Raw genomic sequence first — 23,245 nt, 5'->3', positions numbered from 1 at the left:
GACTGCCCGCGTCACTTCACCGGGAAGTAGCCGACCTTCGTGACGACGGCCTGGCCTTCCGGGGACAGGGCGTAGTCGATGAACGCCTTGGCCTCCCCGGCGGGCTTGTTGCGCAGGTAGAAGTACAGGTCGCGCGACAGGGGGTACTTGCCCGTCTTGATGTTCTCAGCGGAGGGGGCGATGTCCTCGTTGCCCTTCTTGATCTTCAGCTCCTTGATGCCCTTGGCGTAGGCGGAGCCGCCGTAGCCGATGCTGTTCTTCTCCTTGGAGACGGCGTTCACCACGGCGGCGGTGCCGGGGAGCGTCTGGGCGGAGGCGGCGTAGTCCTCGCCGTCCAGGACGTGGTCCTTGACGAAGACGTAGGTGCCCGAGGAGTTCTCGCGCGAGTAGACGATGATGGGCGCGTCGGGGCCGCCCACCTGCTTCCAGTTGGTGACATCCCCCACGTAGATGCCGCGCAGCTGCTCCACGGTGAGGGCCGTCAGCGGGTTGCCCTCGTTGACGTAGAAGGTGACGCCGTCCTTGGCGACGGGAATCTGCACGCCGGTGGTGTTGTAGCGCGCGCGCAGCTTCTGCTTCTCCGCGTCCTTGATTTCACGGCTGGACATGGCGATTTCGGTGGTGCCGTTCTGCAGCGCGGCCAGGCCCACGCCGGAGCCTCCGCCGGTGACCTGCACCTTGGTGGCGGGCGTGGTCTTCATGAACTCCTCGGCCCATCGCTGCCCGAGGATGACCATGGTGTCCGAGCCCTTCACGGTGACGTTGCCCGCATGGGCGGAGAGCGGGAGGGCGAGCAGCAGGCCCGCGATGAGTGAACCAATGAAAGTCTTCATGGTGGTCGGCTCCTTGACGAAGCGTTGTGAGTCGGTGGGAAGGTAGGGCCTAGTAGCGAGCCTGCATCTGAAGCGTGAAGAGATTGTCGTGTGGATCCTTCGGGGCGCCGGGCGCGGCCGTCACGGGCATCTCGTAGGCGGCGGTGACCTTGAAGTGCTCCCCGAAGTAGTGGAGGACGGCGACGGCCAGGGTGCCCACCGAGTTGGTGCTCGCTGGACGTCCTTCCGACGTACTGTTCTTGCGTCCATTCTCCGGGTCGAAGAAGTCGTACCGGACGGCCACCGCGTCCGTCAGGCCCACGTTCTGGACGATGAGCCCGTACCATCCGCTGGCGGGCACTCCGGGCTGCTCGATCTTCACGTCCCCGGAGCTCTTCCAGTAGGACTTTCCGGTGATGAACTCGCCCTTGATGGCCGTGGCGCCGATGGGCAGCACGTCCAGGTAGAGCTGGGCGTCCAGTGCCAGACGGTCTCGCGTGTAGGCCTTCCGGTAGGTGTCCGTGGGGCCCTTGGTGATGGTGTGGCCGTACCAGCCGGAGACGCCACCGGACACCCAGCCCAAATCGAAGCCCGCGCGGCCGATGGCGTCCTTCTCCTTGTCGTTGTCGGAGCCGACGTAGCCCTGGTTGAAGATGCCGTCGCCGTCGAACACGCCGCCGCTGAAGTTGAGCTTCCCGCCCAGGAAGTTGCCGGCGAACTTCACGCCGCGGTCCCGCTCGTCGGGCAGGAAGGCGCGCACCACGCGGGTGCGCTCGGGAATCTCGCGGTCGGCGGAGGACTGCACGGCCTCGTAGCCGAAGGGCCACTTCATCTGACCGAGCGTCAGGCCCATCTGCTGATGGGTGCCGGGGATGTAGAGGGTGGCCTCGGCGTCGCGCACGGTGACGCCCGTCGTGGGCACCGCGTCGATCTGCAGCATCAGCTGCGACCAGTCGGTGGTGTACGTCGTCTTGATGCGGCCGCGGCGCACGGTGAAGCGGCTGAAGCCGCCCGTCCCGCTGTCATCCAGGCTCTGCTGGTACTGGTAGCGCGCCTGGACGTAGCCCGAAATCTTCAGCTTCTTGAGCGCGGACAGGTCCACCTTCGTCTCCGCGTTCTGCTCCTCGAGCGCGGCCACCTTCCCCTCGGCGTTGGTCATCCGCTCGTCCAGGTCCGCGTCCGCCGGCGCGCTGTCGGCGGGAGGCGGCTCGGAGGGCGTCTGGGTATCGGCGGAGGGCGCTTGGGGGGCGGCCTCTCCGGCCGGCGTCGACGGGGGCTCCTGGGCCAGGACCTGGCCGGGAGCCACACAGAGAGTGAGAAGGGTGGCGAGACGCATCGAGGAAGGTTTCGGGAGGGTCACGAAACGGGCTTCTTAGGGAAGGTCTGTGGCTGTTTCGCGGCCTCCTTGTGACATCCAGGTCACGAACGTCAGTGCGTGGGATCCACGATGCGGTAGCCAACACCGCGGACCGTCTCCAGCAGGGTGCGGGCCGGGCCCAGCTTGTCGCGCAGGCGCATGACATGGGTGTCGATGGTGCGCGTCTCCAGCGACGAGGACAGTCCCCACACCTCCTCGAGGAGCTGCTCGCGCGTCTGGACGCGGCCCGTGCGCGTCATGAGGTGGCCGAGCAGTCGGAACTCCAGCGCGGTGAGGGGCACCTCCTTCTCCTCCACGTAGAAGCGGTGGGCGGACAAATCCAGCTTGAGCGCGCCCAGGGCCAGGGGCGCCGTGTCCGCGGTGGTCTGCGGCGTGCCGCCCCGGCGCAGGATGGCCTTGAGGCGCAGGACCAGCTCCCGGACGCTGAAGGGCTTGACGACGTAGTCGTCCGCGCCGACCTCGAAGCCGCGGATGCGGTCCGCCTCCTCGCCCTTCGCGGTGAGCATGACGATGAGGATTTCGCGCGACTGGGCCTGGGCGCGCAGCTGCCGGCAGACATCGATGCCGGACATGTCGGGGAGCATCAAATCCAACAGCACGAGCTCGGGAGGTTTCTCGCGGGCCGCGATGAGGGCGGCCTCGCCCGTTCCCGCGAGCTGGGTGGAGAAGCCGGAGTCGCGCAGGTTGAAGTCGATGAGGTGGGCGAGATCGGGTTCGTCGTCGACGATGAGGACGTGGGCCATGGCGCCCAGGAGTCTGCGTGGCCCGATTTCCATGCACGTGACGCGTTTGCAACGATTGTGTGATGCGGGCGGATTTCAGGGCGAGCGAGCCGCCAGGATTGCGGGCTGAGAAGTTCTGACAAGAATGTGACATGGCGCTGGGACCGAGGGGGCCTGCGTCCGCCAGCCCCAGCCCATTACTGAAGACAGGTCCGGGGGCCCGGACGTCTTCTGGGGAGACCTCGCCTCCACGTGCCGGACAGCCCGCACGTGTTGCACGCGGCGAACGAAGCGCGGGCTGCAAGTCTTTGCAAAGACAGACGAGGCGCGTGCGGGTCCGGCTGCGGGCTGATGGAGTGGACACCCGGGATTAGTGTGGAAGGATTGTAAGGCCTTGATGCAAGGAATCGTCCATGAGACCTGGCCCGTTGCTTCGGGACGGGGTTCCCTGTGCTCGGGTTCAATGCATCTGTGGGCTGACGAACCGCCTCGGGGCACGAACGTCCACGGGGAGACAATGGCTCCCAGGGGGTGGTGATGTGTCATATTGCTCGTGGGTGGTGTGTGACTCATTTGAGAGGGATTGTCATGGCGTGAGGTGATCGATGACGGATGAGTTTCTGGATACGCAGGGCGTTCGTGGTGACAGGTCCACCCAGTCCGTGTTCGCCGGCTTCCAACGGCTGTCGCTGGAGGAGCGCCGTGAGCGGGTGGGGGTGGAGCTGGGGTTGGACGCGGAGGCGTTGAGCGGGCTCACCGGGGAGCAGGGGCCCCGGATGCAGACGACCCTGTCCGCGGTGGAGAGCGCGGTGGGGCTCTTCAGCCTGCCCTTGGGGCTGGGGCTCCATCTGAAGGTGAACGGGCGCGTCTACGCGGTGCCCATGGTGGTGGAGGAGCCGTCCATCATCACCGCGGCCTCCTTCGCGGCGAAGCTGGTGGGGGAGGTGGGCGGCTTCCTCGCGGAGGCGGACCCGTCGTTGATGCTCGGGCAGATCCAGGTCACCCGCTTCGGTCCGCCCAGCTTCGCCATGGCGCGCATCCTGGAGGCCCGCACGGAGCTGCTCGCGCTGGCCAACAGCCTGCACCCGCAGCTGGCGCAGGAGGGCGGCGGGGCGCGGGAAGTGGAGGTCCGGCTGTTGCCCTCGCCGGAGCCCGGCATGGACCCGCTGCTCGTGGTGCATGTGCACGTCGACACCCGGGAGGCGCAGGGCGCGGACGTGGTGGACTCGATGATGGAGACGCTGGCGCCGCGCATCGAGCAGCTCACCGGGGGCAAGGTCTATGTGCGAGCCCTGACGCACCTGTCGGCCCAGTGCCTGGCGCGCGCGCGCTGTTCCATCCCCGAACGGATGCTGGGGGACTTCGGGCTGTCCGGAACGGAGGTGGCGGAGGGCGTGGTCCAGGCCAGCCGCTTCGCCCAGGCGGACCCGTACCGGGCGGCCGCGCACAACAAGGGCATCATGAACGGCATCGACGCGCTCGCGCTCGCGACGGGGCAGGACTGGCGCGCCATCGAGGCGGGCGCGCACGCGTTCGCGGCCCTCAAGGGGCGCTACGGCCCGCTGTCGGTGTGGCGCAGGGAGGGCGGCAACCTGCTGGGCGAAATCCAGCTGCCGCTCGCGCTGGGCACCGTGGGCGCAACGCTCCAGGCGCACCCGGGGGTCCAGTCGGCGCTCACCTTGCTGGGGCGTCCCAGCGCGCGGGAGCTGGCGTGCATCTTCGTCTCGGTGGGGCTGGCGCAGAACCTGGCGGCGCTGCGCGAACTGGGCGCGGCGGGCGTGCAGCGGGGCCACATGACGGTGCATGCGCGCACCGTGGCCTCGAGCGTGGGCGCGCCGCCCGAGTGGGTGGAGGCCATCGCCGCGCTGCTCGTGCAGGAGGGCGAGGTGAAGCCGGACCGGGCGCGTCAGGTGTTGGACAGGATGCGCGGTGGAGGGGAGGCGGCCAGCCTGGCGCCACCGCCTCCGACCGTGGACCTGCGTCGTCGCGAGGACCTGGAGTGAGCGCGGGCTGACGCCAGCGCGTTGTCGGTTCCCCAGGCGCGGGGGCTGTGCCACAACGGCGGGGCGAGCACGCCATGACCCCGCCCGAACCGCCTCCCGCGCCACCCTCCACCGCGCCCCTGCGCCACCTGCCGCTGCCCACGCTGACGCCCACGCCCGGGGAGCTGGCGCAGGAGCAGCGGAGGGGTGGGCGCTCGGCGCTCCTGGGCCTGGGCCTGGTGGGGGTGGTGGCGCTGACGAGCCCCGTCCTCGGCTACCTCGAGGACGTGGACAACGCGCGCGAGGAGCTGCTCGGCCACCTGTCCAACCAGGCCCGGGTGCAGGCGGACGCGTTGGGGGTCCACCTGCTGCTCCTGGAGGCGGAGCTCGCGCGCGTCGCGGGTCACCCCATGCTGCTGCCCGAGGACGGCGCGTCCCCCGCGGAGCAGGCCCTGCTCGACAGCGCCTTCTACCACTCGTCGCTCTTCTCCGAGGGCGTGGCGCTGCTGGGCCCCAAGGGGGAGCGCGTGTGGAGCGACCCTCCCGGCATGTCCCTGGGCGCGACGCCGATTACGCGCAGGCCCTGGTTCCAGCGCATGGTGGAGAGGAAGGCGCCCACCATCGACCTGCTGGAGGGCGAGGGCGGCCCGCTGGTGGTGGCGGTGCCGATGATGAACGACGGCCAGCTCAAGGGCGTGCTGCTCGGCGAGGTGCGCACGGAGGCCCTGCCCACGCGCGCCACGGAGGAGACGGCGCTGTTCCTGATGGACGCGCGCGGGCGGCTGCTCCTGCCGTCGGCGACCTTCAGCCACGCGGAGGACTTCTCGCAGTCGCTGCGCGCGCTGGCGAAGGCGCCCGGGCCGCTGATGCTGGAGGGCACGCGGCTGATGGGGGCCGCGGCGTGGGTGGGCAGGAGCGAGCTGCTGCTGGTGGTGCTCGAGGAGGAGGAGTCCGCCACCGCTGGGCTGCGCTCGCGCTTCCTGCGCCAGCTCGCCTTCCACATCGCGCTGCTCACCTGCACGCTGGGCCTGTTCCTCGTGCTGCTGCGTCACTCCTACCGCTCGCTGCTCGCGGCGGAGGAGCGGCTGCGTCGCCAGGAGACCATGGCGGCGTTGGGCACGGCCGCCGCGCTCATCGCGCACGAGGTGAAGAACGCGCTCAACGGCATCCAGGCGGCGCTGTCGGTGCTGAGGACCACGCCCGCGGGCAGCGAGCTGCCGGTCATCGGCCTGCGCTCGCAGGTGGAGCGGCTGGGGCACCTGGCGCGCTCGCTCCTGTCGTTCGGCGCGCCCCGCGCCGCGCTGCGCCGCAGCTGTGAGCTGCACCTGTTGGTGGGCGAGGCGCTGCAGTCGGTGCGGATGCTGCCGGAGTCGGAGACGGTGGAGCTGCGCACGTCGCTGGAGGAGCATCTCACCGTGCAGGGGGACGCGGCGCTGCTGGTGTCCGCCGTCGACAACCTGGTGCGCAACGCGGTGGAGGCGGGCGCGGTGGCGAAGGACACGGGCCTGCGCCCCTCGCCGTGGGTGTCGGTGAGCCTGTCGCGCGAGGGCCCGGAGGCGGTGCTGGTGGTGGAGGACAACGCGGGCGGGGTGGACCCCCGGCTGGAGCCCCGGTTGTGGGAGCCTTTCGCCACCGGACGGGCCAAGGGCGTGGGCCTGGGGTTGCCCATGGCGCGCACGTCCGTGGAGGCACATGGTGGAAGCCTGACCTATACCCGCCGTCCACAGGGCAGCCTCTTCACGCTGCGGCTGCCCCTGGAGCGCACCTCATGAACACCCATCTGCTGCTGGTGGATGACGACCGGACCTTCGCCTCGCTGGCGGCCACCGTGCTGCGTCACGAGGGCTTCCGCGTGACGCTGGCGCACTCGCTCCATGACGCCCGCGCGGCGCTCGCGAGGCAGGCCCCCGAGGTGGTGGTGCTCGACCGGCGCCTGCCCGACGGGGACGGCATCGACTTCCTGCCGGAGCTGCGCGCGCAGTTCCCGGACACGGCGGTGATGATGGTGACGGCGCATGGCGACATCGCGAGCGCCGTGGACGCCATCAAGCAGGGCGCGCGCGACTACCTGTCCAAGCCCGTGGAGCTGGACGACCTGGTGCTGCGCGCGCGCAGGGCCGCGCAGGACCTGCAGTTGCACGAGCGGCTGCGCCAGGCGGAGAGCGAGCTGGGCGGACGGCGCCGGCTCTTGCGTCCTCGCGCGCCGGCCATGGTGGCCGCGCTCCAGATGATGGAGCGCATCGCCACCGCGCCGCGCAGCCCGGTGCTCATCACCGGCGAGACGGGCGCGGGCAAGGAGGTGCTCGCGCGGCACCTGCACAACGTGCAGGGCGGGCAGGGGCCCTTCGTGCACGTCAACTGCGCGGCGCTGCCGTCCGCGCTGGTGGAGAGCGAGCTGTTCGGCCACGAGCGGGGCGCCTTCACCGACGCGCGCGCGGCCCGGCGCGGGCTGGTGGAGGTGGCCGACGGCGGCATCCTCTTCCTCGACGAGATTGGCGAATTGCCCCTGAGCCTGCAGGCCAAGCTGCTCACCTTCCTGGACCAGGGCGCCTTCCGGCGGCTGGGCGGGACGACGGAGCTGACGAGCAACGCCCGCGTTGTGACGGCCACCAACCGCGACCTCACGCGCGAGGTGGCCGAGAGCCGCTTCCGCGAGGACCTCTACTTCCGGCTCAGCGTCTTCCGCGTGGAGATTCCGCCCCTGCGCGAGCGGCGCGAGGACGTGCTGCCGCTGGCGGAGTCGCTGTTGGTGGAGCTGTGCGCGGAGCTGGGGCGCAGGCCGGTGGACTTCTCCAGCGCGGCGAAGGCCCGCCTGGAGCGCTACCGCTTCCCGGGCAACGTGCGCGAGCTGCGCAACGTGCTCGAGCGCGCGCTGGTGCTCGAGCCCGGCCCCGCGCTGGAGCTCCAGGCGCTGGAGCCCCGCGGCAACCTGGGCCCCGCCGCGGTGGACCCGGACGCCTTCGTGGTCTCCGGCGGCCCTCGCACGCTCGATGAGGTGGAGCGGCTCTACGTGAAGCACGTGCTGGGCAGGCTGGAGGGGCGGCGCATGGAGGCCGCCAAGGCCCTGGGCCTGTCGTATCCCACCTTCCTGCGCAAGCTCGAGGAGTCCTGAGCCGCTGTCGCCAGTCGGGCCGCTGCCGGCCGCCCGGGGCAGGGGACTTCAAGTTCCTTGCTCAAATTTCTTGAAGTCGGCCCTCGGTCACTGAAGTTTCCTTTCATCGCCCGCCCACCCCTGATGGGGGGATTCGCATGTGAATCCAGGGGTTTGAGGCGTGGCACATTCATTGCCATGACGCGCCGCGAGACTCAGCGTGCGCCACCCCGGTGGCGTCTTCTCGTGGAGGTGTATGGCGATGTCGACGAGTCATGGGAACGCTGGCTCGGCCTGGAAGAACCTGGCCGCTGACCTGCCCGCTTCCTTGGTGGTGTTCCTGGTGGCGTTGCCGTTGTGCATGGGCATCGCCCTGGCTTCCGGTGCGCCCATCGTGTCGGGCCTCATCGCCGGCGTGGTGGGCGGTGTGGTGGTGGGCCTGTTGGGCGGTGCGCCGCTCCAGGTGAGTGGCCCCGCGGCCGGCCTGGCGGTGATGGTGTTCGGCTTCATCCAGACCATGGGTCTGGCGATGACATGCGCGGCGGTGGCCGTGGCGGGCGTGCTGCAGATGGCCTTCGGTGGCCTGAAGGTGGCGCGCGCGGCCCTGGCGATTTCGCCCGCGGTGATTCACGGAATGCTGGCGGGCATCGGCATCCTCATCGTGCTGGGGCAGGTGCACATCGTGCTGGGCGGCAGTCCCCAGTCGAGCGCGTGGCAGAACATCAAGGAACTGCCCGAGCAGATCATCGGCCTGCATGGTCCGGCCGCCGTGCTGGGCCTGGTCACCATCGGGTTGATGGTGGTGTGGCCATTCCTCGCCAAGGGCAAGCTGAAGCTCGTCCCCGCGCCGCTGGTGGCGGTGGTGGGCGCGACGGCGGCCTCGGTGTTCTGGGGCGCGGAAGTGGCGCGCGTGCAGCTGCCAGAGAACGTGTTCAGCAGCATCCAGCTGCCGGCGATTCCCACGGGCAACTGGGGCACGTTCATCGCGGCGGTGCTGTCGCTGGCGCTGGTGGCGAGCGCGGAGTCGCTCCTGTCGGCGGTGGCCACGGACAAGATGCACACGGGCCCCCGGGCCAACCTGGACAAGGAGCTGTTCGCGCAGGGCGTGGCGAACACGGTGTCCGGGCTCGTCGGCGGCCTGCCGATCACGGGCGTCATCGTGCGCAGCGCGGCGAACATCGCGGCGGGCGCGAAGTCGCGCTGGTCGGCGGTCATCCACGGCGTGCTGCTGCTGGTGTTCGTCACCACGCTCGGCTCGGTGGCGGGCCTGGTGCCGCTGACGGTGCTGGCCGGTCTGCTCGTCGTCGTCGGCACCAAGCTGGTGAACCTGCACCACATCCGCGAGCTGCAGAAGCGCGGCGAAGTCATGGTCTACGCGGTGACGGTGGCGGGCGTCGTCGGCATCAACCTGCTGGCGGGCATCGGCCTGGGATTGCTGGTGGCCATCCTGCGGTTGTTGTGGCGGCTGGGCAGCGTGAAGGTCGACGTGAAGCAGGCCCACGACGAGTACCTCGTGGTGGTGAGCGGCTCGCTCACCTTCGTGGGTGTTCCCCGTCTGTCGACGGCGCTGGCGCAGGTTCCCGCGGGCTCCAAGGTTCGCGTGGACCTGGCCGTGGATACGCTGGACCACTCGGGCTTCGAGGCCATCGAAAGCTGGAGTGACACGCATCGCAAGACGGGCGGCTCGGTCGTCATGGAGTCGCTCGAGGAGGTCTGGGTCCGCAGCGGGACGTCCAAGACCTCGAGTCCTGTCCTGGGTCACCAGGTTTCCAACAACACTCTCGCCTCAGAAGGTGCCCGATGAAGAAGCTCATTCGTGGTCTCTTGGACTTCCAGCTCAAGAGCCGGCCTGCTTACCGAGACGTGTTCGCCAGGCTGGCCAAGGGGCAGTCTCCGGATTGTCTCTTCATCTCCTGCTCGGACAGCCGGCTGGTGCCGAACCTCATGGTGTCCACGGACCCCGGCGACCTGTTCGTCGTGCGCAACGTGGGCAACATGGTGCCCGCGTCGGACGCGCACGGCGTCTCCACGGGTGACCAGTCCGAGGCCGCGGCGCTGGAGTTCTCCATCTCCAACCTCGAGGTCCAGGACGTGGTCATCTGCGGCCACTCGAGCTGCGGCGCGATGAAGGCGCTGCTCGGCGGCGGTCAGGTGCCCGGCGCGCCGAACCTGTCGGCGTGGCTGGCGCACGGCAACGAGTCGCTCAAGACGTTCAACGCGGGCAGCGCGGTGGGCGAGGGCCTGCCGGAGTACGACCGCCTCTCGCAGCTCAACGTGCTCCAGCAGCTGGCGCACGTGGCCTCCTACCCGCTCGTGAAGGAGCGCGTGGCGGCGGGCAAGCTGCGGCTGCACGGGTGGTGGTTCGACATCGCCAACGCGCAGGTGCACGTGTGGCGCCCGGCGCACGGCCGCTTCATCCCCATGACGGAGCTGGTGGGGGAGGCGCTCCTGCGCGAGCTGGGCGGCGACTCGCTGCACCCCGGCGAGGGCACGGCGGCGAACCAGTCGAACGGCGCGGTGCACCTGTCGGCCGTGGCCGGCGGCCACTAGTCGTCTCGTAGCAAGCAGGCGAGGGGCACGGCCCGCCATGGGCCGTGACTCCTGATTGGAAATCGGGCGGGGGAGAGGAAGGATGCGGCCCGGCGCCGCATGACACCCTTCCTCTTCACGTTCGTCGTCCTCGCCTTCTCCGTGGGCGCGGGCCTTTTGGGCTCGCTCCTGGGGATTGGCGGCGGGCTCATCCTCATCCCCGTGCTGACGCTGTTGTTGAAGGTGGACATCCACTACGCGGTGGGGGCGTCCATCGTCTCCGTCATCGCCACGTCCAGCGGGGCCGCGGCGGCGTACGTGCGCGAGCGGATGGCCAACCTGCGCGTGGCCATGTTCCTGGAGGTGGCCACCACCGCGGGCGCGCTCACCGGGGCCTTCCTGTCGGGTCGGGTGGGCGGGCGTGGGGTGTACCTCGTCTTCGGCGCCGTCATGGCGTACTCGGCGCTGGTGATGCTGCGCCGGCTGAAGTCGGACGCTGTCCCCACCGAGGTGCCCGAGGACGCGCTCGCGGACCGGCTGGGGCTGCACGGCAGCTACTTCGACGAGTCGCTGGGGCGCGAGGTGGGCTACCGCGTCACCCGTCCCGTGGCGGGGCTGGGGCTGATGTACGTGGCCGGCACGGTGAGCGGCATGCTGGGCATCGGCTCGGGCGCGCTGAAGGTGCCCGCCATGGACCTGACGATGCGGCTGCCGTTGAAGGTGTCCACCGCCACGAGCAACTTCATGATTGGCGTCACGGCGGCGGCCAGCGCGGGCGTGTACTTCGCGCGGGGCCACATCGACCCGTTCATCGCGGGGCCCGTGTGCGTGGGTGTCACGCTGGGCGCGTGGCTGGGCTCGCGGCACCTGATGGCCCGGGTGAACGCCGCGTGGCTGCGCGCGCTCTTCGTGGGCGTGTTGCTGTGGGTGGCCTTCGAGATGCTGCGCAAGGGGTGGTCGTCATGAGTGAGCCCAGGTCGAACGAGCCCCGCGTGGAGGTCCGCGCGGTGGTGGTGCCCCCCGCCGGCTCCGCTCCGCTGAGCGCGGAGCTGCTCATCAGCGATTTGCTGCGCTACGGCGTGCTCGCCAGCATGGCGCTGGTGACGCTGGGCACGGTGGTGACGTTCTTGCGTCACCCCGACTACCTGGTGTCGTCGGAGGCGCTGGAGCGCCTCACCGCGCCGCACCCGGTGCCGCATGGGCTGGCGGACGTGGTGGCCGGCGCCATGGCCGCGCGCGGGCAGTCCTTCGTCATGGCGGGCCTCTTGGTGATGATGGCCGTGCCGGTGATGCGCGTGGCGCTGTCGCTGCTCATCTTCCGGCAGCAGAAGGACCGGCTCTACGTGGCCATCACCACCTGCGTGCTGACGCTCCTGCTGGTGTCCTTCCTGGTGGGCGCGGCGGAGGGCTGACGTCAGTCCTCCGTGTCGTAGCGCTTGAGCGAGCGGCCCGGCGCGGCCCACCAGACCAGCTGGTAGCCGCCGTCGTCTGCGAGGGAGCGCAGCGCCACCGCCGTGCCCTTGCGCAGCTTGTCGGGGGCGCGGGTGTCGTCGCCCAGCGCGAGCGCGAGCGCCTTCTCCAGCGAGGGGTTGTGGCCCACCATCGCGAAGCCCGGGCCCAGCTCGTGGGCGAGCTTGAGGATTCGGCGGGCCGCGCCCTTCTTCGGCAGGAGCGCGGGGTGGACGTCCACCTGGGCCAGGCCCAGGGCCTCGGCGAGCAGCTCCGCCGTCTGGACGGCGCGGACCAGGGGGCTGGTGATGATGCCGCGCAGCGGCGTGAGGCGGGCCAGCTTGCGCGCGTGCTGGCGGAACAGGGCGCGGCCTTCGGGGGTGAGGGCGCGGGCTTCGTCGCCCAGGACGTGGGCTTCCTCGGCTTCGGCGTGGCGGACGAGCAGCAGGGGCAGTTCGCGGGGAGACATGGTGGCCTGCCCTCAACCACCCGGCGCGCCTCGACTCAAGCAACGCCCTGGCGACAAAACTCAGCCGTCCAGGTCGTTCAACACATCCAGCGGCAGCGGCGTCGCGTCCGTGACGGTTCCGTCCATGTCCGTGGGCAGGGAGGTGGGGTCCACCTCCGGTGGCGCCCGGCCCTCCAGCGGCACCGCCGCGTTGCGGATGGGCGCGCCCGGTGGGGGCCGCAGCACGGGGCCCGGAGGCGGCAGGCCGGAGTGACGGCGCGCGGCCTCCATCAGCGCGTGGTGGTGGCGGTAGCGCGCCTCCACGAGCTTGTGGATGAGCAGCGGGCCGCCGGGCACGCGGCGCGCGGTGAGCGCCTGGGTGGCCTTGCGCACCGGGTAGCGCACGCGGCGAATCTGCACGCGCCAGCCCTTGGGCGTGTACGTGAAGACGCCGTAGGCGGGGCGCAAGTCTCCGTCACGTGGGATGCCCGCGCTGGCCACGTCCGCGATGAGCATGCGGCCCACGCGGCGGCGATAGGGGAAGTGCAGGTGACCGAAGGCGCACGCGGCCGCGTCCAGGTGGGCGAAGTAGCGGCGCACCGCCACGTCATCCAGCGTGGGGTCCAGCGACTCCTCGAGGTTGCGCGGGTTGGCGTGGCACACGAAGAGGTCCTGCCCCTTGCGCGGCGTGTAGCGCACGGAGAAGGGCAGGGCGCCCAGCTTGCGCAGGTGCTCCTCGCCCAGCTGCTCCCGCGTCCAGCGCAAAAGCTCCGTCTTCCAGTGGTCCCGCTCCCGGTACGCACCCCCCAGGTAGTTCCCGGCGAGGTAGCAGTCCGTGTTCCCCATCAGCACGGAGTCGCAGCGGTCGAAGATGAGGTCCACCGTCTCGCGAGGGTGCGCGCCGCGCAGCGCCAGGTCTCCGGCCGCGACGATGAAGTCGGGCGCCACGGAGCGCTCGATGTCCTCCAGCACGGCCTCGCAGGCGGGGAGGTTGCCGTGAATGTCCGCGAGGATGGCGACCCGCATGGTCGCGCCATCCTATCCCGTCGCAGACCGCGCGGGGGCCGCCTGGGGCAGAAAAATGGTGAAGGTGCTGCCCTCGTTCGGTTGGCTCTCGACCTTGACCTCGCCGTCCATGGCCTGGAGCAGGTGTTTCACGATGGAGAGCCCCAGCCCCGTGCCGCCCATGTCCCGGCTGCGCCCCTTGTCCACCCGGTAGAAGCGCTCGAAGATTCGCGACAGGTGCCGCGGCTCGATGCCCACCCCCGTGTCCCGCACCCGCACCACGCACCGCCCGTCCTCGCACGCGCCGTCCACGTCCACCCGCCCGCCCGCCGGCGTGTACTTCACCGCGTTGTCGAGCAGGTTGAGCAGCACCTGCTCCACCGCGCGCGGGTCCCCCACCGCCCGCAGGCCCGCAGGGACGTGGAGTGAAACCACGTGGCCCTTGCCCTCGGCCTTCAGGCGCACCGTGTCGGCCGCCCGCGCGGCGGCCTCCGCGAGCGAGACTTCCCCGAGTTTCAGGTTCACCTCGCGCGACTCCAGCCGCGACAGCTCCAGCAGGTCTTCCACCAGCTCGGAGAGGCGCTCGGACTGACGGTGGATGATTTCCACCATGCGTGGGGCCATCTTCGCGTCCCCGAGCGCGCCGCCCTGCAGCGTCTCGGCGTAGCCGCGGATGGCGGTGATGGGCGTGCGCAGCTCGTGGGACACGTTGGCGACGAAGTCCTTGCGCACCTTCTCCAGCCGGCGCAGCTCGGTGACGTCGTGGAAGACGGCGGCGCTGCCCGGCAGGTCCTTGCCCAGCGGCGTCACCCGGATGGACAGGGTCCGGGGGAACAGCCCCTCCAGCGACAGCTCCAGGTGACGGGAGGCGCCCTCGCGGCAGGCGCGCATCACGGCGTCATGGAGCTGGTCGTCGCGCAGGATGGCCAGGGGGCGCTGGCCGACGAGGGACGCGCCGGGCTGGAGGATGCCGCGCAAGGCGTCGTTGTGGCGCACCACCGTGCCCTCGGCGTCCGTGACCCAGACGCCCTCGGCCATGCTGTCCAGCACGGCGGTGAGCGTGCGTGTCTCCTGGCTGAGCTCGGTGTTGCGCGCGGACAGCCGCGAGTGCAGCGAGTCGATGGCGCCCTCCAGGCTCGCTACTTCTTCCAGCCGGTCCGGGTCCGGCGTGGGGCCGTTGCCGCCCTCGGCGCGGCCGCGGGTGCTGCGCTCCAACCGGTCCAACTGGCGCTGCAGCGCGCCGCGGCTGAGCCCCAGCGCCATGAGCGAGCCGGCCAGGGTGATGAGCGCCATGGCCATCGCGCCGCTCGGCGTCCCGAGCGAGGCCACGAGCAGGCCCACCAGCGTGGCGGGTAGGAGCAGGGGCAACAGCGTGTAGCGCAGGGGCATGGCGCGGGCTCGTCGGCTACGGAGGGCTGAGCTTGTAGCCCACGCCGCGCACCGTCTCGATGATGTCACCGGCGGGGCCGAGCTTCTCGCGCAGCCGCTTGATGTGCGTGTCCACGGTGCGGGTGTGGATTTCGGCCTGGATGCCCCAGACGTCGGACAGGAGCACCTCGCGCGTCTGCACGCGGTCGCTGCGCTCCAAGAGCGTGCGCAGCAGGCGGAACTCCAGCGCGGTGAGGATGACCTCCTCGTTCTTCACACGCACCTGGTGGCGGGACGTGTCCAGGAGGATGTCGCCCGCGGCGAGCACCTGCGCGGGCCCCTCGTCGGCGTCGCCCCGGCGCAGCACCGCCTTGACGCGCAGGAGCAGCTCGCGCACGGAGAAGGGCTTCACCACGTAGTCGTCCGCGCCGAGCTCCAGGCCCTGCACGCGGTCGGACTCCTGGCCCTTGGCGCTGACGATGATGACGGACGTCTTTCGCAGCTCCGGGTCCTGCTTGAGCATCCGCAGCACCTCGCCGCCCGCGATGTCCGGCAGCATCAGGTCCAGCAGCAGCAGGTCCGGGGGATTGGCGCGCGCGCGGGCCAGGCCCCCGGCGCCGGTGTTGGCGGACTCGGTCTCGAAGCCGGCGGCCCGCAGGTTGTACTCGACGAGGCCGGCGAGGTCCTGCTCGTCCTCGATGATCAGGATACGCGTCATGGCGTCCTCTTAAGACAGTGGGCGGCGCGGCGCCCGGAGCGTGGGCGCACGGCTGCTCAGGGGGCGATGCTCGGGTCGCAGGTCTGCTCGGTCAGCATCAGCGGCGCGGCCAGCACCGGCGCGTTGTTCCCGGAGTTGACCACCTGCAGGTAGTTGCAGGAGCTGCCCAGGAAGCGCGAGGGCGAGCCCACGGCGATGGCCTCGATGACGAGCGCGTAGTCGCGCCCCACCGGCACATCCACCTCGAGCGCCTGGCTGCCGCCGTTCTGCAGCGCGGCCATGTCCACGGTGAAGCGCAGCGCGCGGCCCTCGTTGCCGCGCGAGTCCTCCAACACCACGAGGTCCTCGCGCTTCACCTGCGTGTTGAGGCAGGTGCGCTGCAGCTCGGTGCAACTGCGGCCCGAGCCGTTCTTGAGCACGCTCACCTGCAGCGCGTGGACCTCGTTGGCCACCGCGCGCGACATCGTCACGTCCAGCGGGAAGCGGCCGGCGTGGGAGGAGGGGGCATCACCACACGCGCCCAGCAGGGCGGCGAGCGGCAGGACGTTCAAGAGGCGCAGGCTCATGGCTGGGAGGGGTCCACGCGGATGGTGATGGGGACGCGGCCGCGGTCTTCGGACGAGGTGAGGGCGACGACGCCCGCGGTGCCGCCGATGGCCACCGCGCCCACGGCCACCCAGAGCCAGGGGCTCTTGTACCAGGGGCGACCCTCGGAGGCCTCGGCGGCCGTGGCGGTGGACTTCTCGGGGGCGACCTGGAAGAGCAGCGGCTGGAACGAGTCACCGCGTCCGGCGAGCCGGCGCTGCGCCGCGTCCACCACCTCGAAATAGTACTCCACCTCGTAGGGCTCGGGCTCCACGGGCACGTCGTAGGCGGGGACGACGGCGCGGAAGCGCTCCTTCTCGCCGCGGTCCTTCACGAAGTCGACGGAGTTGTAGGCCTGGCCTCCGGCGCGTCGGTAGAACAGCCGCGCGCGGGCGCCGAGCGCCAGCTCCTGGATGGTGGCCTCCACGACGATGGGCTCTCCGCCGCGTGGATCCGGAATCGGGTCCACGTCCAGGGTGACGGGGCGCACGCGCCGGCTGCGGATGTCCTCTTTGATTCGCGCGTAGAGCGAGCGCAGCTTGGGCGGCGCCGTGCGGGGCAGCTCGTAGTCGGGACGGGCCTGGAGCAGCTTCTCGTAGGCCTCGCGCGCCTGGTGCTCGTCGCCCAGGTAGAGCGCCGTGAGGCCGAGCAGGCGGTAGAGCTCCACCAGCTGGTCGTCCGTCACATCGGGCGCATCCAGTCCTTCCTGGAGCGTGCGCCGGGCTTCTTCGAATTCGCCGTCGTCAATCTGCTCGCGCGCGCGGTCGATTTGAGGGCTGGTGGGACCGAGCTGTGCGAGGACGGGCGCGGGGAAGAGCGGACGGGCCAACCCGGGGGGCGCCAGAAGGCCCACGACGAGAAAGAGCGCCCCCACCCGCGACGGCGAATCATGCCTGTGCATCAAACCGACCCTAGCAAAGCGTTGTCTGGAGGATCCACGAAGGCCATTCCACCGGTGGTGACGGCGGCGTGACATCTTCGCGGTGCTGTGGAACCCGGGCGTGTTGACGCTGGAGGGTCCGCCTTCTATGTTGCCCGCCCCATTTTGACCGGGAAGTCGCGTAAATGCTCGTAAAGGTTGAACAAATTCATGAGTCCGGGCTGAAGCTGGACGAGCCCATCGCGCAGGAGCTGCTGAGCGCCGCGCTGGACGGCGAGTCGTCTGGCGAGGAGACCGGCTTCCGAGTGACGCAGGCCTCCCAGCTCAAGGCGTTGCTGCGCAAGGTGAGCGGCGGCGTGCTGCTGGAGGGGAAGTTCACCGCCCAGCTGACGGCCCCCTGCAAACGCTGCCTGAAGGACGTGGAGCTGTCCCTGCCCGTGTCCTTCACCCTGAACCTGGTGCCGGAGTCGCTGGCCCGCGGCGACGACTTCAAGGACGACGACGAGAAGTCCATGGAGAAGAAGGAGCGGCAGCAGGGCGAGACGGGCGGCTCGTTCGAGCTGGATGACGCCGACCAGGAGCTCTTCGACGGCAAGCGCATCGAGCTGGACCCCATCCTCCGGGAGCAGTTCCTGCTGGCGCTGCCGATGAACCTCGTCTGCAAGGACGACTGCAAGGGCCTGTGTGGCCAGTGCGGCATCAACCTCAACGAGGCGACGTGCCAGTGTGAGACGAAGCCCGTGGACCCCCGGCTCGCGAAGCTCAAGGACATCAAGCTCAACAACTGAAGTCCGGGGGAGGTGCTCATGGCCCCGTGCGGTCGGCGGGGTCGTGAAAAGAGCAAGGGCCGCGACCTCCGGATTCGGGAGGCGCGGCCCTTCGCACTGAGGCGACGCTCCCGGAAGGGAGCGTCAGTGAGGCAGACTCAGGCCTCGGCCTGGGGCAGCAGCTCGCGGCCCTTGTACTGGCCACAGGACGTGCAGGCGCGGTGAGGCATCACCGGCTCCTTGCAGTTCGGGCACTTGGTCACCTGCACCGCGGTGCGCAGGTTGTTGTTCGCCGCACGACGGCGGTCACGACGCATCTTGGAAGTACGCTTCTTGGGGACGCCCACGGCTCACCTCTGTCTCACGCGCTGTGCCGGGGTCCCCGGCTCCCTGCGCAACATGTCGGTCCAAAGCCGGGCTGGAAGCAGTCGCGATCAACTCGCGTACTCCCTGTCCGGCTTGAAAGGCGGCGGACCCTAGCGGCTCACAAGGTCCGAGTCAATGAGCGTGTATGGCTTGGATCCATCATCCAGACCTCGGCGCTCGAAGGCCACCCGCAGGGCCAGATATCCCATGGGGCGCGTCGGGACAACGCCTGTGACGCCCAGCCCATTCTGGCCCCCGCGTGGATCATCCCGGCCCCAGTCCGGAGGCGTGGCGCGGGGATCCATGCCGCCCGCCGGGCTGACCCCACCCCAGGTACGGGGCACCGATGCGGAGCGTCTCCCAGCCCTTCGCCCACCTGCTCCCACCCCACGTGGCGAGGCCAGCGATTCGTTGCCCCCCTGGGAGGTTCCTGGTCTCCTGCGCGCCGTCTCGCGCCCGGAAGGTGCGGGCCGGGTGGGACATGACACGCGCACAGACGAGGGGACGGCAGGGATGAGGCTGGTCCTGGACGCGATGGGGGGCGACCATGCCCCGGCCGCTCCGGTGGAGGGCGGCGTGCTCTTCGCCCGCGCCCACCCCGAGCACCAGGTCGTCCTGGTGGGGGACACCGCGAGGGTGACGCCCCACCTGGGCCGCGGGCTGCCCCCGCCGAACCTCCGGGTGCACCACGCCTCGGAGGTGGTGGAGATGGACGACCACGCCTCCACGGCCTTCCGCCGCAAGCGCGACTCGTCCCTGCGCGTGGGCTTCGAGCTGGTGCGCGACGGCCACGCGGACGCGCTCGTGTCCGCGGGCAACTCCGGCGCGGTGATGGCGGGGGGCCTCATGACGCTGGGCCGGCTGCGGGGCGTGGAGCGTCCCGCCCTGGCCGCGCTCTTCCCCGCGCTCAAGGGCGGCGGGCGCTGCCTGCTGCTCGACGCGGGCGCCAACGTGGACTGCAAGCCCTCGCACCTGGCCCAGTTCGCCGTGCTGGGCGAGGCCTACGTGCGCCTGCGAATGGGCGTGGCGCGCCCCCGGGTGGCGGTGCTCTCCAACGGAGAGGAGGCCTCCAAGGGCACCCCCCTGACGCGCGAGGCGAGCGACCTCTTGCGCCAGTCGGACCTGGACTTCGCTGGCTACGTCGAGGGCAAGGACCTGTTCTCCGGCGACGTGCAGGTGGTGGTGACGGACGGCTTCACCGGGAATGTCGTCCTCAAGACATCCGAGGGCGTGGGCATGGGCGTCATCGGACTGTTGCGTCAGGCCATCGAGAAGCGGGGCGGCTTGTCCGAGAAGCTGGGCGCGATGCTGCTCCAGCCCGCCCTGGCCGGCCTGCGCAAGATGGTGGATTACGCCGAGTATGGCGGGGCGCCCCTCCTGGGCCTGCACGGGGTGGGCATCGTGGCGCATGGTCGCTCGTCCCCGCGCGCCATCCACAACGCGCTGGTCGCCGCGCTGGCCACCGCCCAGGCCGGACTGCAGGAGGAGTTGACGCGTTGCATCGCCCGCGCCGCGTCCTGGCTGCCTGCCCACCCGAGGGGAAAAAAGGGGACAGAGCAATCGGTTTCCGATTAGAGAGCGGACGCCTGGGCATTGGGCTGCGACGAGTCTCCTCGAGGTGACGTCAGGACCGGCTGGAGACAGGACGCGCCCCGCGACCCGCGAGGTCGGGTGAGTGATTCCCGGCCAAAGGCCGTGGCCCGGGGGATGTCGGCGCGAAGGCGCCCGATGTCACAGGACGGATTTGGACGTATCAGGAGGCAGAGACCGCACATGGCGAAGGTCGCATTCGTGTTTCCCGGGCAGGGCAGCCAGGCCGTCGGGATGGGCAAGGACCTCTTCGAGAAGTTCCCCGAGGCCCGCGCCATCTTCGAGGCCGCGGACGACGCGCTCGGAGAGTCGCTCTCCAAGCTCTGCTTCGAGGGACCAGAAGACGCGCTGAAGCTCACGGCCAACACCCAGCCGGCCATCCTGACGGTGTCGGTGGCGGCGCACGCGGTGTTCTCCCGGCGCGGCCCCCAGGCGGCCTTCGTGGCCGGCCACTCGCTGGGCGAGTACTCCGCGCTGGTCGCCGTGGGCGCCATGTCGCTGGGCGACGCGGCCCGGGCCGTGCGCGCGCGCGGCGGCTTCATGCAGGAGGCGGTGCCCGCGGGCGTGGGCGCCATGGCGGCGGTGCTGGGGCTGGAGCCGGCCAAGGTGAAGGCGGCGTGTGACGCGGCGGCGGAAGGCCAGGTGGTGTCGCCGGCCAACTACAACTCGCCCGAGCAGACGGTGATTGCCGGCGACGTGGCGGCGGTGGAGCGCGCGGGCGTCAAGTGCAAGGAGGCCGGCGCCAAGCGGGTGATGCCGCTGCCGGTGTCCGCGCCCTTCCACTGCGCGCTGATGGAGCCGGTGAAGCCCCGGCTCGCGGCGGTGCTGGGCGGCGTGAAGCTGTCGGCGCCGTCGGTGCCGGTGGTGACGAACGTGGAGGCGCGGCCCAACCAGGACGCCTCCCGCGTGGTGCCGCTGCTGCTCGAGCAGGTGAGCGCGCCGGTGCGCTGGATTGAATGCGTGGAGGCGCTCAAGGCCGAGGGCGTCACGCGCGTGGTGGAGCTGGGGCCGGGCAAGGTGCTGTGCGGCCTGGTCAAGCGCATCACCAAGGACATCGAAACCTTCAACGTCGAGGACGCCGCGAGCCTGGAGAAGGTGCTCGCGGCGCTGGGGTGAGCGCATGAGCTTCAAGGACAAGGTGGTGTTGGTGACGGGTGGCTCGCGCGGCATTGGCCGGGCGTGCGCGGTGGCGTTCGCGAAGGCGGGCGCCTCCACGGTCATCATCAGCTACGCGGGCAACGAGGCCGCGGCCCAGGAGACGGTGGGTCTGCTCACCGCCGCCGGCGCCAAGGCGGAGTCGCTGCGCTTCGATGTGTCGGACACCGCCGCGTGCGCGGCCGCCATCGAGGGCATCGTCAAGAGCCACGGCCGGCTGGACGTGCTCGTCAACAACGCGGGCATGGCCGTGGACGGCCTGGTCATGCGGGTGAAGGACGACGACTGGGACAAGCAGATCGACGCCAACCTGCGCGGCCCCTTCGCCCTCATCCGGGCCGCCAGCCGGCCCATGATGAAGCAGCGCTCGGGTGCCATCGTGAACGTCACCTCCGTCGTGGGCGACATGGGCAACCCCGGCCAGTCGGCCTACTCGGCGGCCAAGGCGGGCCTCGTGGGCCTGACGAAGACGGTGGCCAAGGAGCTTTCCAGCCGGGGCATCCGGGTCAACGCCGTATCCCCCGGGTTCATCAGCACGGACATGACGGCCCATCTGAACGACGAGCTGCGCCAGAAGATGGTGGAGGGCATCCCGCTGGGGAGGCTGGGCAACCCGGAGGAGGTGGCCCAGGCCGTCCTCTTCCTCTCGGGTGACGCTTCCTCCTACATCACCGGCGAGGTCCTCAAGGTCAACGGCGGCATGTACATGTAACCCAAGGTTGGATTGCCAGCGGGCGTGGGATATACCGCGCCGGCTTTCGACAGGGCTCGGGAAGCCTTCCGGGCCTACATCTGGTTCCTGGAGGGTTCAGCATTATGTCGACGTCACCTATTGAGGCCAAGGTCAAGAACATCATCGCCGACCAGCTCGGCGTGGGAGAGGACGAGATCAAGCCCGAGTCGTCCTTCATCGAGGACCTTGGCGCCGACAGCCTCGACATCGTGGAGCTCGTGATGGCGATGGAGGAGGAGTTCGAGGTCGAAATCCCCGACGAGGAGGCCGAGAACATCAAGACCGTTGGCGACGCCATCAAGTACGTCACCGACCACAAGAAGTAGACAGCACACTGTGTGCCGGGGGGCGGGGTGACGCCGCGTTGAAGCGCGGCGTCCCCGGCGTCTCAGGCGCCACCGGAGAGGACCGTGTCACACCGTCGAGTCGTCATCACCGGTACCGGGCTCATCTCGGCACTGGGCACAGGAACCGAGAAGAACTGGCAGGCGCTGCTTGCTGGCACTTCAGGCATTTCCCTCGTCACCCGCTTCGACCCCAAGAAGATCGACACGCGAATCGCCGGCGAGGTGAGGGACTTCGAGCCGGAGAAGTTCATCGACAGGCGCGAGGTGCGCCGCATGGACCTCTACGCGCAGTACGCCATGGCCGCCGCGGCGATGGCGGTGGAGGAGTCTGGGCTGCCGGTGGGCCCGGACGTGCCGCACGGCTATGTGCCGGAGCGGGTGGGCGTCATCGTGGGCTCGGGCATCGGCGGCATCTCCTCCTTGGAGGAGCAGCACCGCAAGGGCCTGGAGAAGGGGTTCGACCGGCTGTCGCCCTTCTTCATCATCCAGATGATCGTCAACATGGCGCCGGGCCTCATCTCCATGCGCTACAACTGCAAGGGGCCCAACTGGGCTCCGGTGTCCGCCTGCGCCACCAGCGCCCACGCCATCGGCGAGGCCTGGAAGTCCATCAAGCTGGGCGAGACGGACGCGGCCATCGCCGGAGGCGCCGAGGCGGCCATCACCCCGTTGGGGCTGGGCGGCTTCTCGGTGATGAAGGCGCTGTCCACGCGCAATGACGACCCGACGGCGGCCAGCCGCCCGTTCGACAAGGACCGGGACGGGTTCGTCATGGGCGAGGGCGCGGGCATGCTGGTGCTCGAGGAGATGGAGGCCGCCAAGAAGCGCGGCGCCAAGATCCTCGCGGAGCTGGTGGGCTACGGCGCCAACTCGGACGCGTACCACGTGACGCAGCCGGCGCCGGAAGGCGAGGGCGCGGCGCGCTGCATGCGGCTGGCGCTCCAGTCGGCGGGGATGAACCCCGAGGACGTGGGCTACATCAACGCGCACGGCACCTCCACGCCCTTCAACGACGCGAACGAGACCAAGGCCATCAAGGCGGTGTTCGGCGACCACGCCCGCAAGGTGGCGGTGTCGTCGACCAAGTCCATGACGGGCCACATGCTCGGCGCGGCGGGCGGCTATGAGGGCGTGGTGAGCGCGCTGGCCTTGTCGCGCAACATCCTGCCTCCCACCATCAACCAGACGACGCCCGACCCCGAGTGCGACCTGGACTACGTGCCCAACCAGGCGCGCGAGCTCCGGGTGGACGCGGTGATGAGCAACTCGTTCGGTTTCGGCGGCACCAACGCGGTGCTGCTGTTCAAGCGCTTCCAGTAA

The 23,245-nt window shown here is 70.2% G+C and carries 23 protein-coding genes; 13 read left to right on the top strand and 10 right to left on the bottom strand.

The features are described 5' to 3' along the window. Positions 1-11 precede the first annotated feature (11 nt). From LXT21_RS00430 to LXT21_RS00420, 3 genes are all read right to left on the bottom strand, one after another. Entirely contained in the window at positions 12-833 is an 822-nt protein-coding gene (locus LXT21_RS00430) for a phosphate ABC transporter substrate-binding protein (protein ID WP_254036106.1), read from the bottom strand. A 49-nt stretch (positions 834-882) separates the two neighbouring features. Next, on the bottom strand, positions 883-2,148 hold the full coding sequence (locus LXT21_RS00425) for a porin (protein WP_254036105.1): 1,266 nt from the start codon (positions 2,146-2,148) through the stop codon (positions 883-885). A gap of 92 nt (positions 2,149-2,240) precedes the next feature. Next, complete coding sequence (locus tag LXT21_RS00420; RefSeq protein WP_254036104.1) at positions 2,241-2,933, bottom strand: response regulator; 693 nt, start codon at positions 2,931-2,933, stop codon at positions 2,241-2,243. 584 nt (positions 2,934-3,517) lie between these two features. Here LXT21_RS00420 and LXT21_RS00415 point away from each other — a divergent pair. The 7 genes from LXT21_RS00415 (at position 3,518) to LXT21_RS00385 (ending at position 11,926) form a co-directional block, all read left to right on the top strand. Next, entirely contained in the window at positions 3,518-4,915 is a 1,398-nt protein-coding gene (locus LXT21_RS00415) for a hydroxymethylglutaryl-CoA reductase, degradative (protein ID WP_254036103.1), read from the top strand. Positions 4,916-4,989: 74 nt separating this feature from the next. Next, the gene (locus LXT21_RS00410; protein WP_254036102.1) at positions 4,990-6,666 is read left to right on the top strand and encodes a sensor histidine kinase; all 1,677 of its coding nucleotides are present in this window, start codon (positions 4,990-4,992) and stop codon (positions 6,664-6,666) included. Continuing rightward, the gene (locus LXT21_RS00405; protein WP_254036101.1) at positions 6,663-8,006 is read left to right on the top strand and encodes a sigma-54-dependent transcriptional regulator; all 1,344 of its coding nucleotides are present in this window, start codon (positions 6,663-6,665) and stop codon (positions 8,004-8,006) included. Before LXT21_RS00410 ends, LXT21_RS00405 begins: the two co-directional genes overlap by 4 nt. Before the next feature lie 241 nt (positions 8,007-8,247). Beyond that, a complete protein-coding gene (locus LXT21_RS00400; protein ID WP_254036100.1) occupies positions 8,248-9,789 on the top strand; it encodes a SulP family inorganic anion transporter in 1,542 nt (513 codons plus the stop codon). Next, a complete protein-coding gene (locus tag LXT21_RS00395; protein WP_254036099.1) occupies positions 9,786-10,535 on the top strand; it encodes a carbonic anhydrase in 750 nt (249 codons plus the stop codon). Before LXT21_RS00400 ends, LXT21_RS00395 begins: the two co-directional genes overlap by 4 nt. A 99-nt stretch (positions 10,536-10,634) precedes the next feature. Then, positions 10,635-11,480, top strand: a complete 846-nt coding sequence (locus LXT21_RS00390; protein WP_254036098.1) for a sulfite exporter TauE/SafE family protein — start codon at positions 10,635-10,637, stop codon at positions 11,478-11,480. Then, positions 11,477-11,926, top strand: coding sequence for a DUF1634 domain-containing protein (locus LXT21_RS00385; RefSeq protein WP_254036097.1), 450 nt, complete (start codon positions 11,477-11,479; stop codon positions 11,924-11,926). Before LXT21_RS00390 ends, LXT21_RS00385 begins: the two co-directional genes overlap by 4 nt. A gap of 2 nt (positions 11,927-11,928) precedes the next feature. Here the strand turns inward: LXT21_RS00385 and LXT21_RS00380 are convergent, their stop codons facing one another. The 6 genes from LXT21_RS00380 to LXT21_RS00355 are packed head-to-tail and all read right to left on the bottom strand — an operon-like array spanning position 11,929 to position 16,988. After that, a complete protein-coding gene (locus tag LXT21_RS00380) occupies positions 11,929-12,432 on the bottom strand; it encodes a SixA phosphatase family protein (protein WP_254036096.1) in 504 nt (167 codons plus the stop codon). A gap of 60 nt (positions 12,433-12,492) precedes the next feature. Further along, positions 12,493-13,437, bottom strand: coding sequence for a metallophosphoesterase family protein (locus LXT21_RS00375; protein WP_223745799.1), 945 nt, complete (start codon positions 13,435-13,437; stop codon positions 12,493-12,495). 12 nt (positions 13,438-13,449) lie between these two features. Then, positions 13,450-14,805 (bottom strand): sensor histidine kinase, encoded by a 1,356-nt coding sequence (locus LXT21_RS00370; RefSeq protein ID WP_254036095.1) that lies wholly within the window; start codon positions 14,803-14,805, stop codon positions 13,450-13,452. 16 nt (positions 14,806-14,821) lie between these two features. Then, complete coding sequence (locus LXT21_RS00365; protein ID WP_046714861.1) at positions 14,822-15,502, bottom strand: response regulator; 681 nt, start codon at positions 15,500-15,502, stop codon at positions 14,822-14,824. Between the two features lie 56 nt (positions 15,503-15,558). After that, complete coding sequence (locus LXT21_RS00360) at positions 15,559-16,068, bottom strand: hypothetical protein (protein ID WP_254036094.1); 510 nt, start codon at positions 16,066-16,068, stop codon at positions 15,559-15,561. Beyond that, complete coding sequence (locus LXT21_RS00355) at positions 16,065-16,988, bottom strand: tetratricopeptide repeat protein (RefSeq protein WP_254036093.1); 924 nt, start codon at positions 16,986-16,988, stop codon at positions 16,065-16,067. Before LXT21_RS00355 ends, LXT21_RS00360 begins: the two co-directional genes overlap by 4 nt. A 164-nt stretch (positions 16,989-17,152) precedes the next feature. Between LXT21_RS00355 and LXT21_RS00350 the strand changes: the two genes are divergently transcribed. After that, complete coding sequence (locus LXT21_RS00350) at positions 17,153-17,755, top strand: YceD family protein (RefSeq protein ID WP_254036092.1); 603 nt, start codon at positions 17,153-17,155, stop codon at positions 17,753-17,755. Between the two features lie 137 nt (positions 17,756-17,892). Here LXT21_RS00350 and rpmF read toward each other — a convergent pair whose 3' ends face one another. Continuing rightward, positions 17,893-18,081: a 50S ribosomal protein L32 gene (gene rpmF / locus LXT21_RS00345; RefSeq protein ID WP_046714857.1), complete on the bottom strand. Its 189-nt coding sequence runs from the start codon at positions 18,079-18,081 to the stop codon at positions 17,893-17,895. A 532-nt stretch (positions 18,082-18,613) separates the two neighbouring features. Here rpmF and plsX point away from each other — a divergent pair. From plsX to fabF, 5 genes are all read left to right on the top strand, one after another. Further along, positions 18,614-19,675: a phosphate acyltransferase PlsX gene (plsX, locus tag LXT21_RS00340; RefSeq protein WP_254036091.1), complete on the top strand. Its 1,062-nt coding sequence runs from the start codon at positions 18,614-18,616 to the stop codon at positions 19,673-19,675. Between the two features lie 198 nt (positions 19,676-19,873). Further along, positions 19,874-20,806 carry an ACP S-malonyltransferase gene (gene fabD / locus LXT21_RS00335; protein WP_254036090.1) on the top strand — a complete coding sequence of 311 codons (933 nt, stop codon included), beginning with the start codon at positions 19,874-19,876 and terminating at the stop codon, positions 20,804-20,806. Positions 20,807-20,810: 4 nt separating this feature from the next. Further along, a complete protein-coding gene (gene fabG / locus LXT21_RS00330; protein WP_254036089.1) occupies positions 20,811-21,557 on the top strand; it encodes a 3-oxoacyl-[acyl-carrier-protein] reductase in 747 nt (248 codons plus the stop codon). Between the two features lie 104 nt (positions 21,558-21,661). Continuing rightward, complete coding sequence (gene acpP / locus LXT21_RS00325) at positions 21,662-21,904, top strand: acyl carrier protein (RefSeq protein WP_254036088.1); 243 nt, start codon at positions 21,662-21,664, stop codon at positions 21,902-21,904. 84 nt (positions 21,905-21,988) lie between these two features. Beyond that, complete coding sequence (gene fabF, locus LXT21_RS00320) at positions 21,989-23,245, top strand: beta-ketoacyl-ACP synthase II (protein WP_254036087.1); 1,257 nt, start codon at positions 21,989-21,991, stop codon at positions 23,243-23,245.

The organism is Myxococcus guangdongensis, assembly GCF_024198255.1.
Classification (GTDB): Bacteria; Myxococcota; Myxococcia; order Myxococcales; family Myxococcaceae; genus Myxococcus; species Myxococcus guangdongensis.
This window is presented reverse-complemented; position numbering and strand designations above follow the sequence as displayed.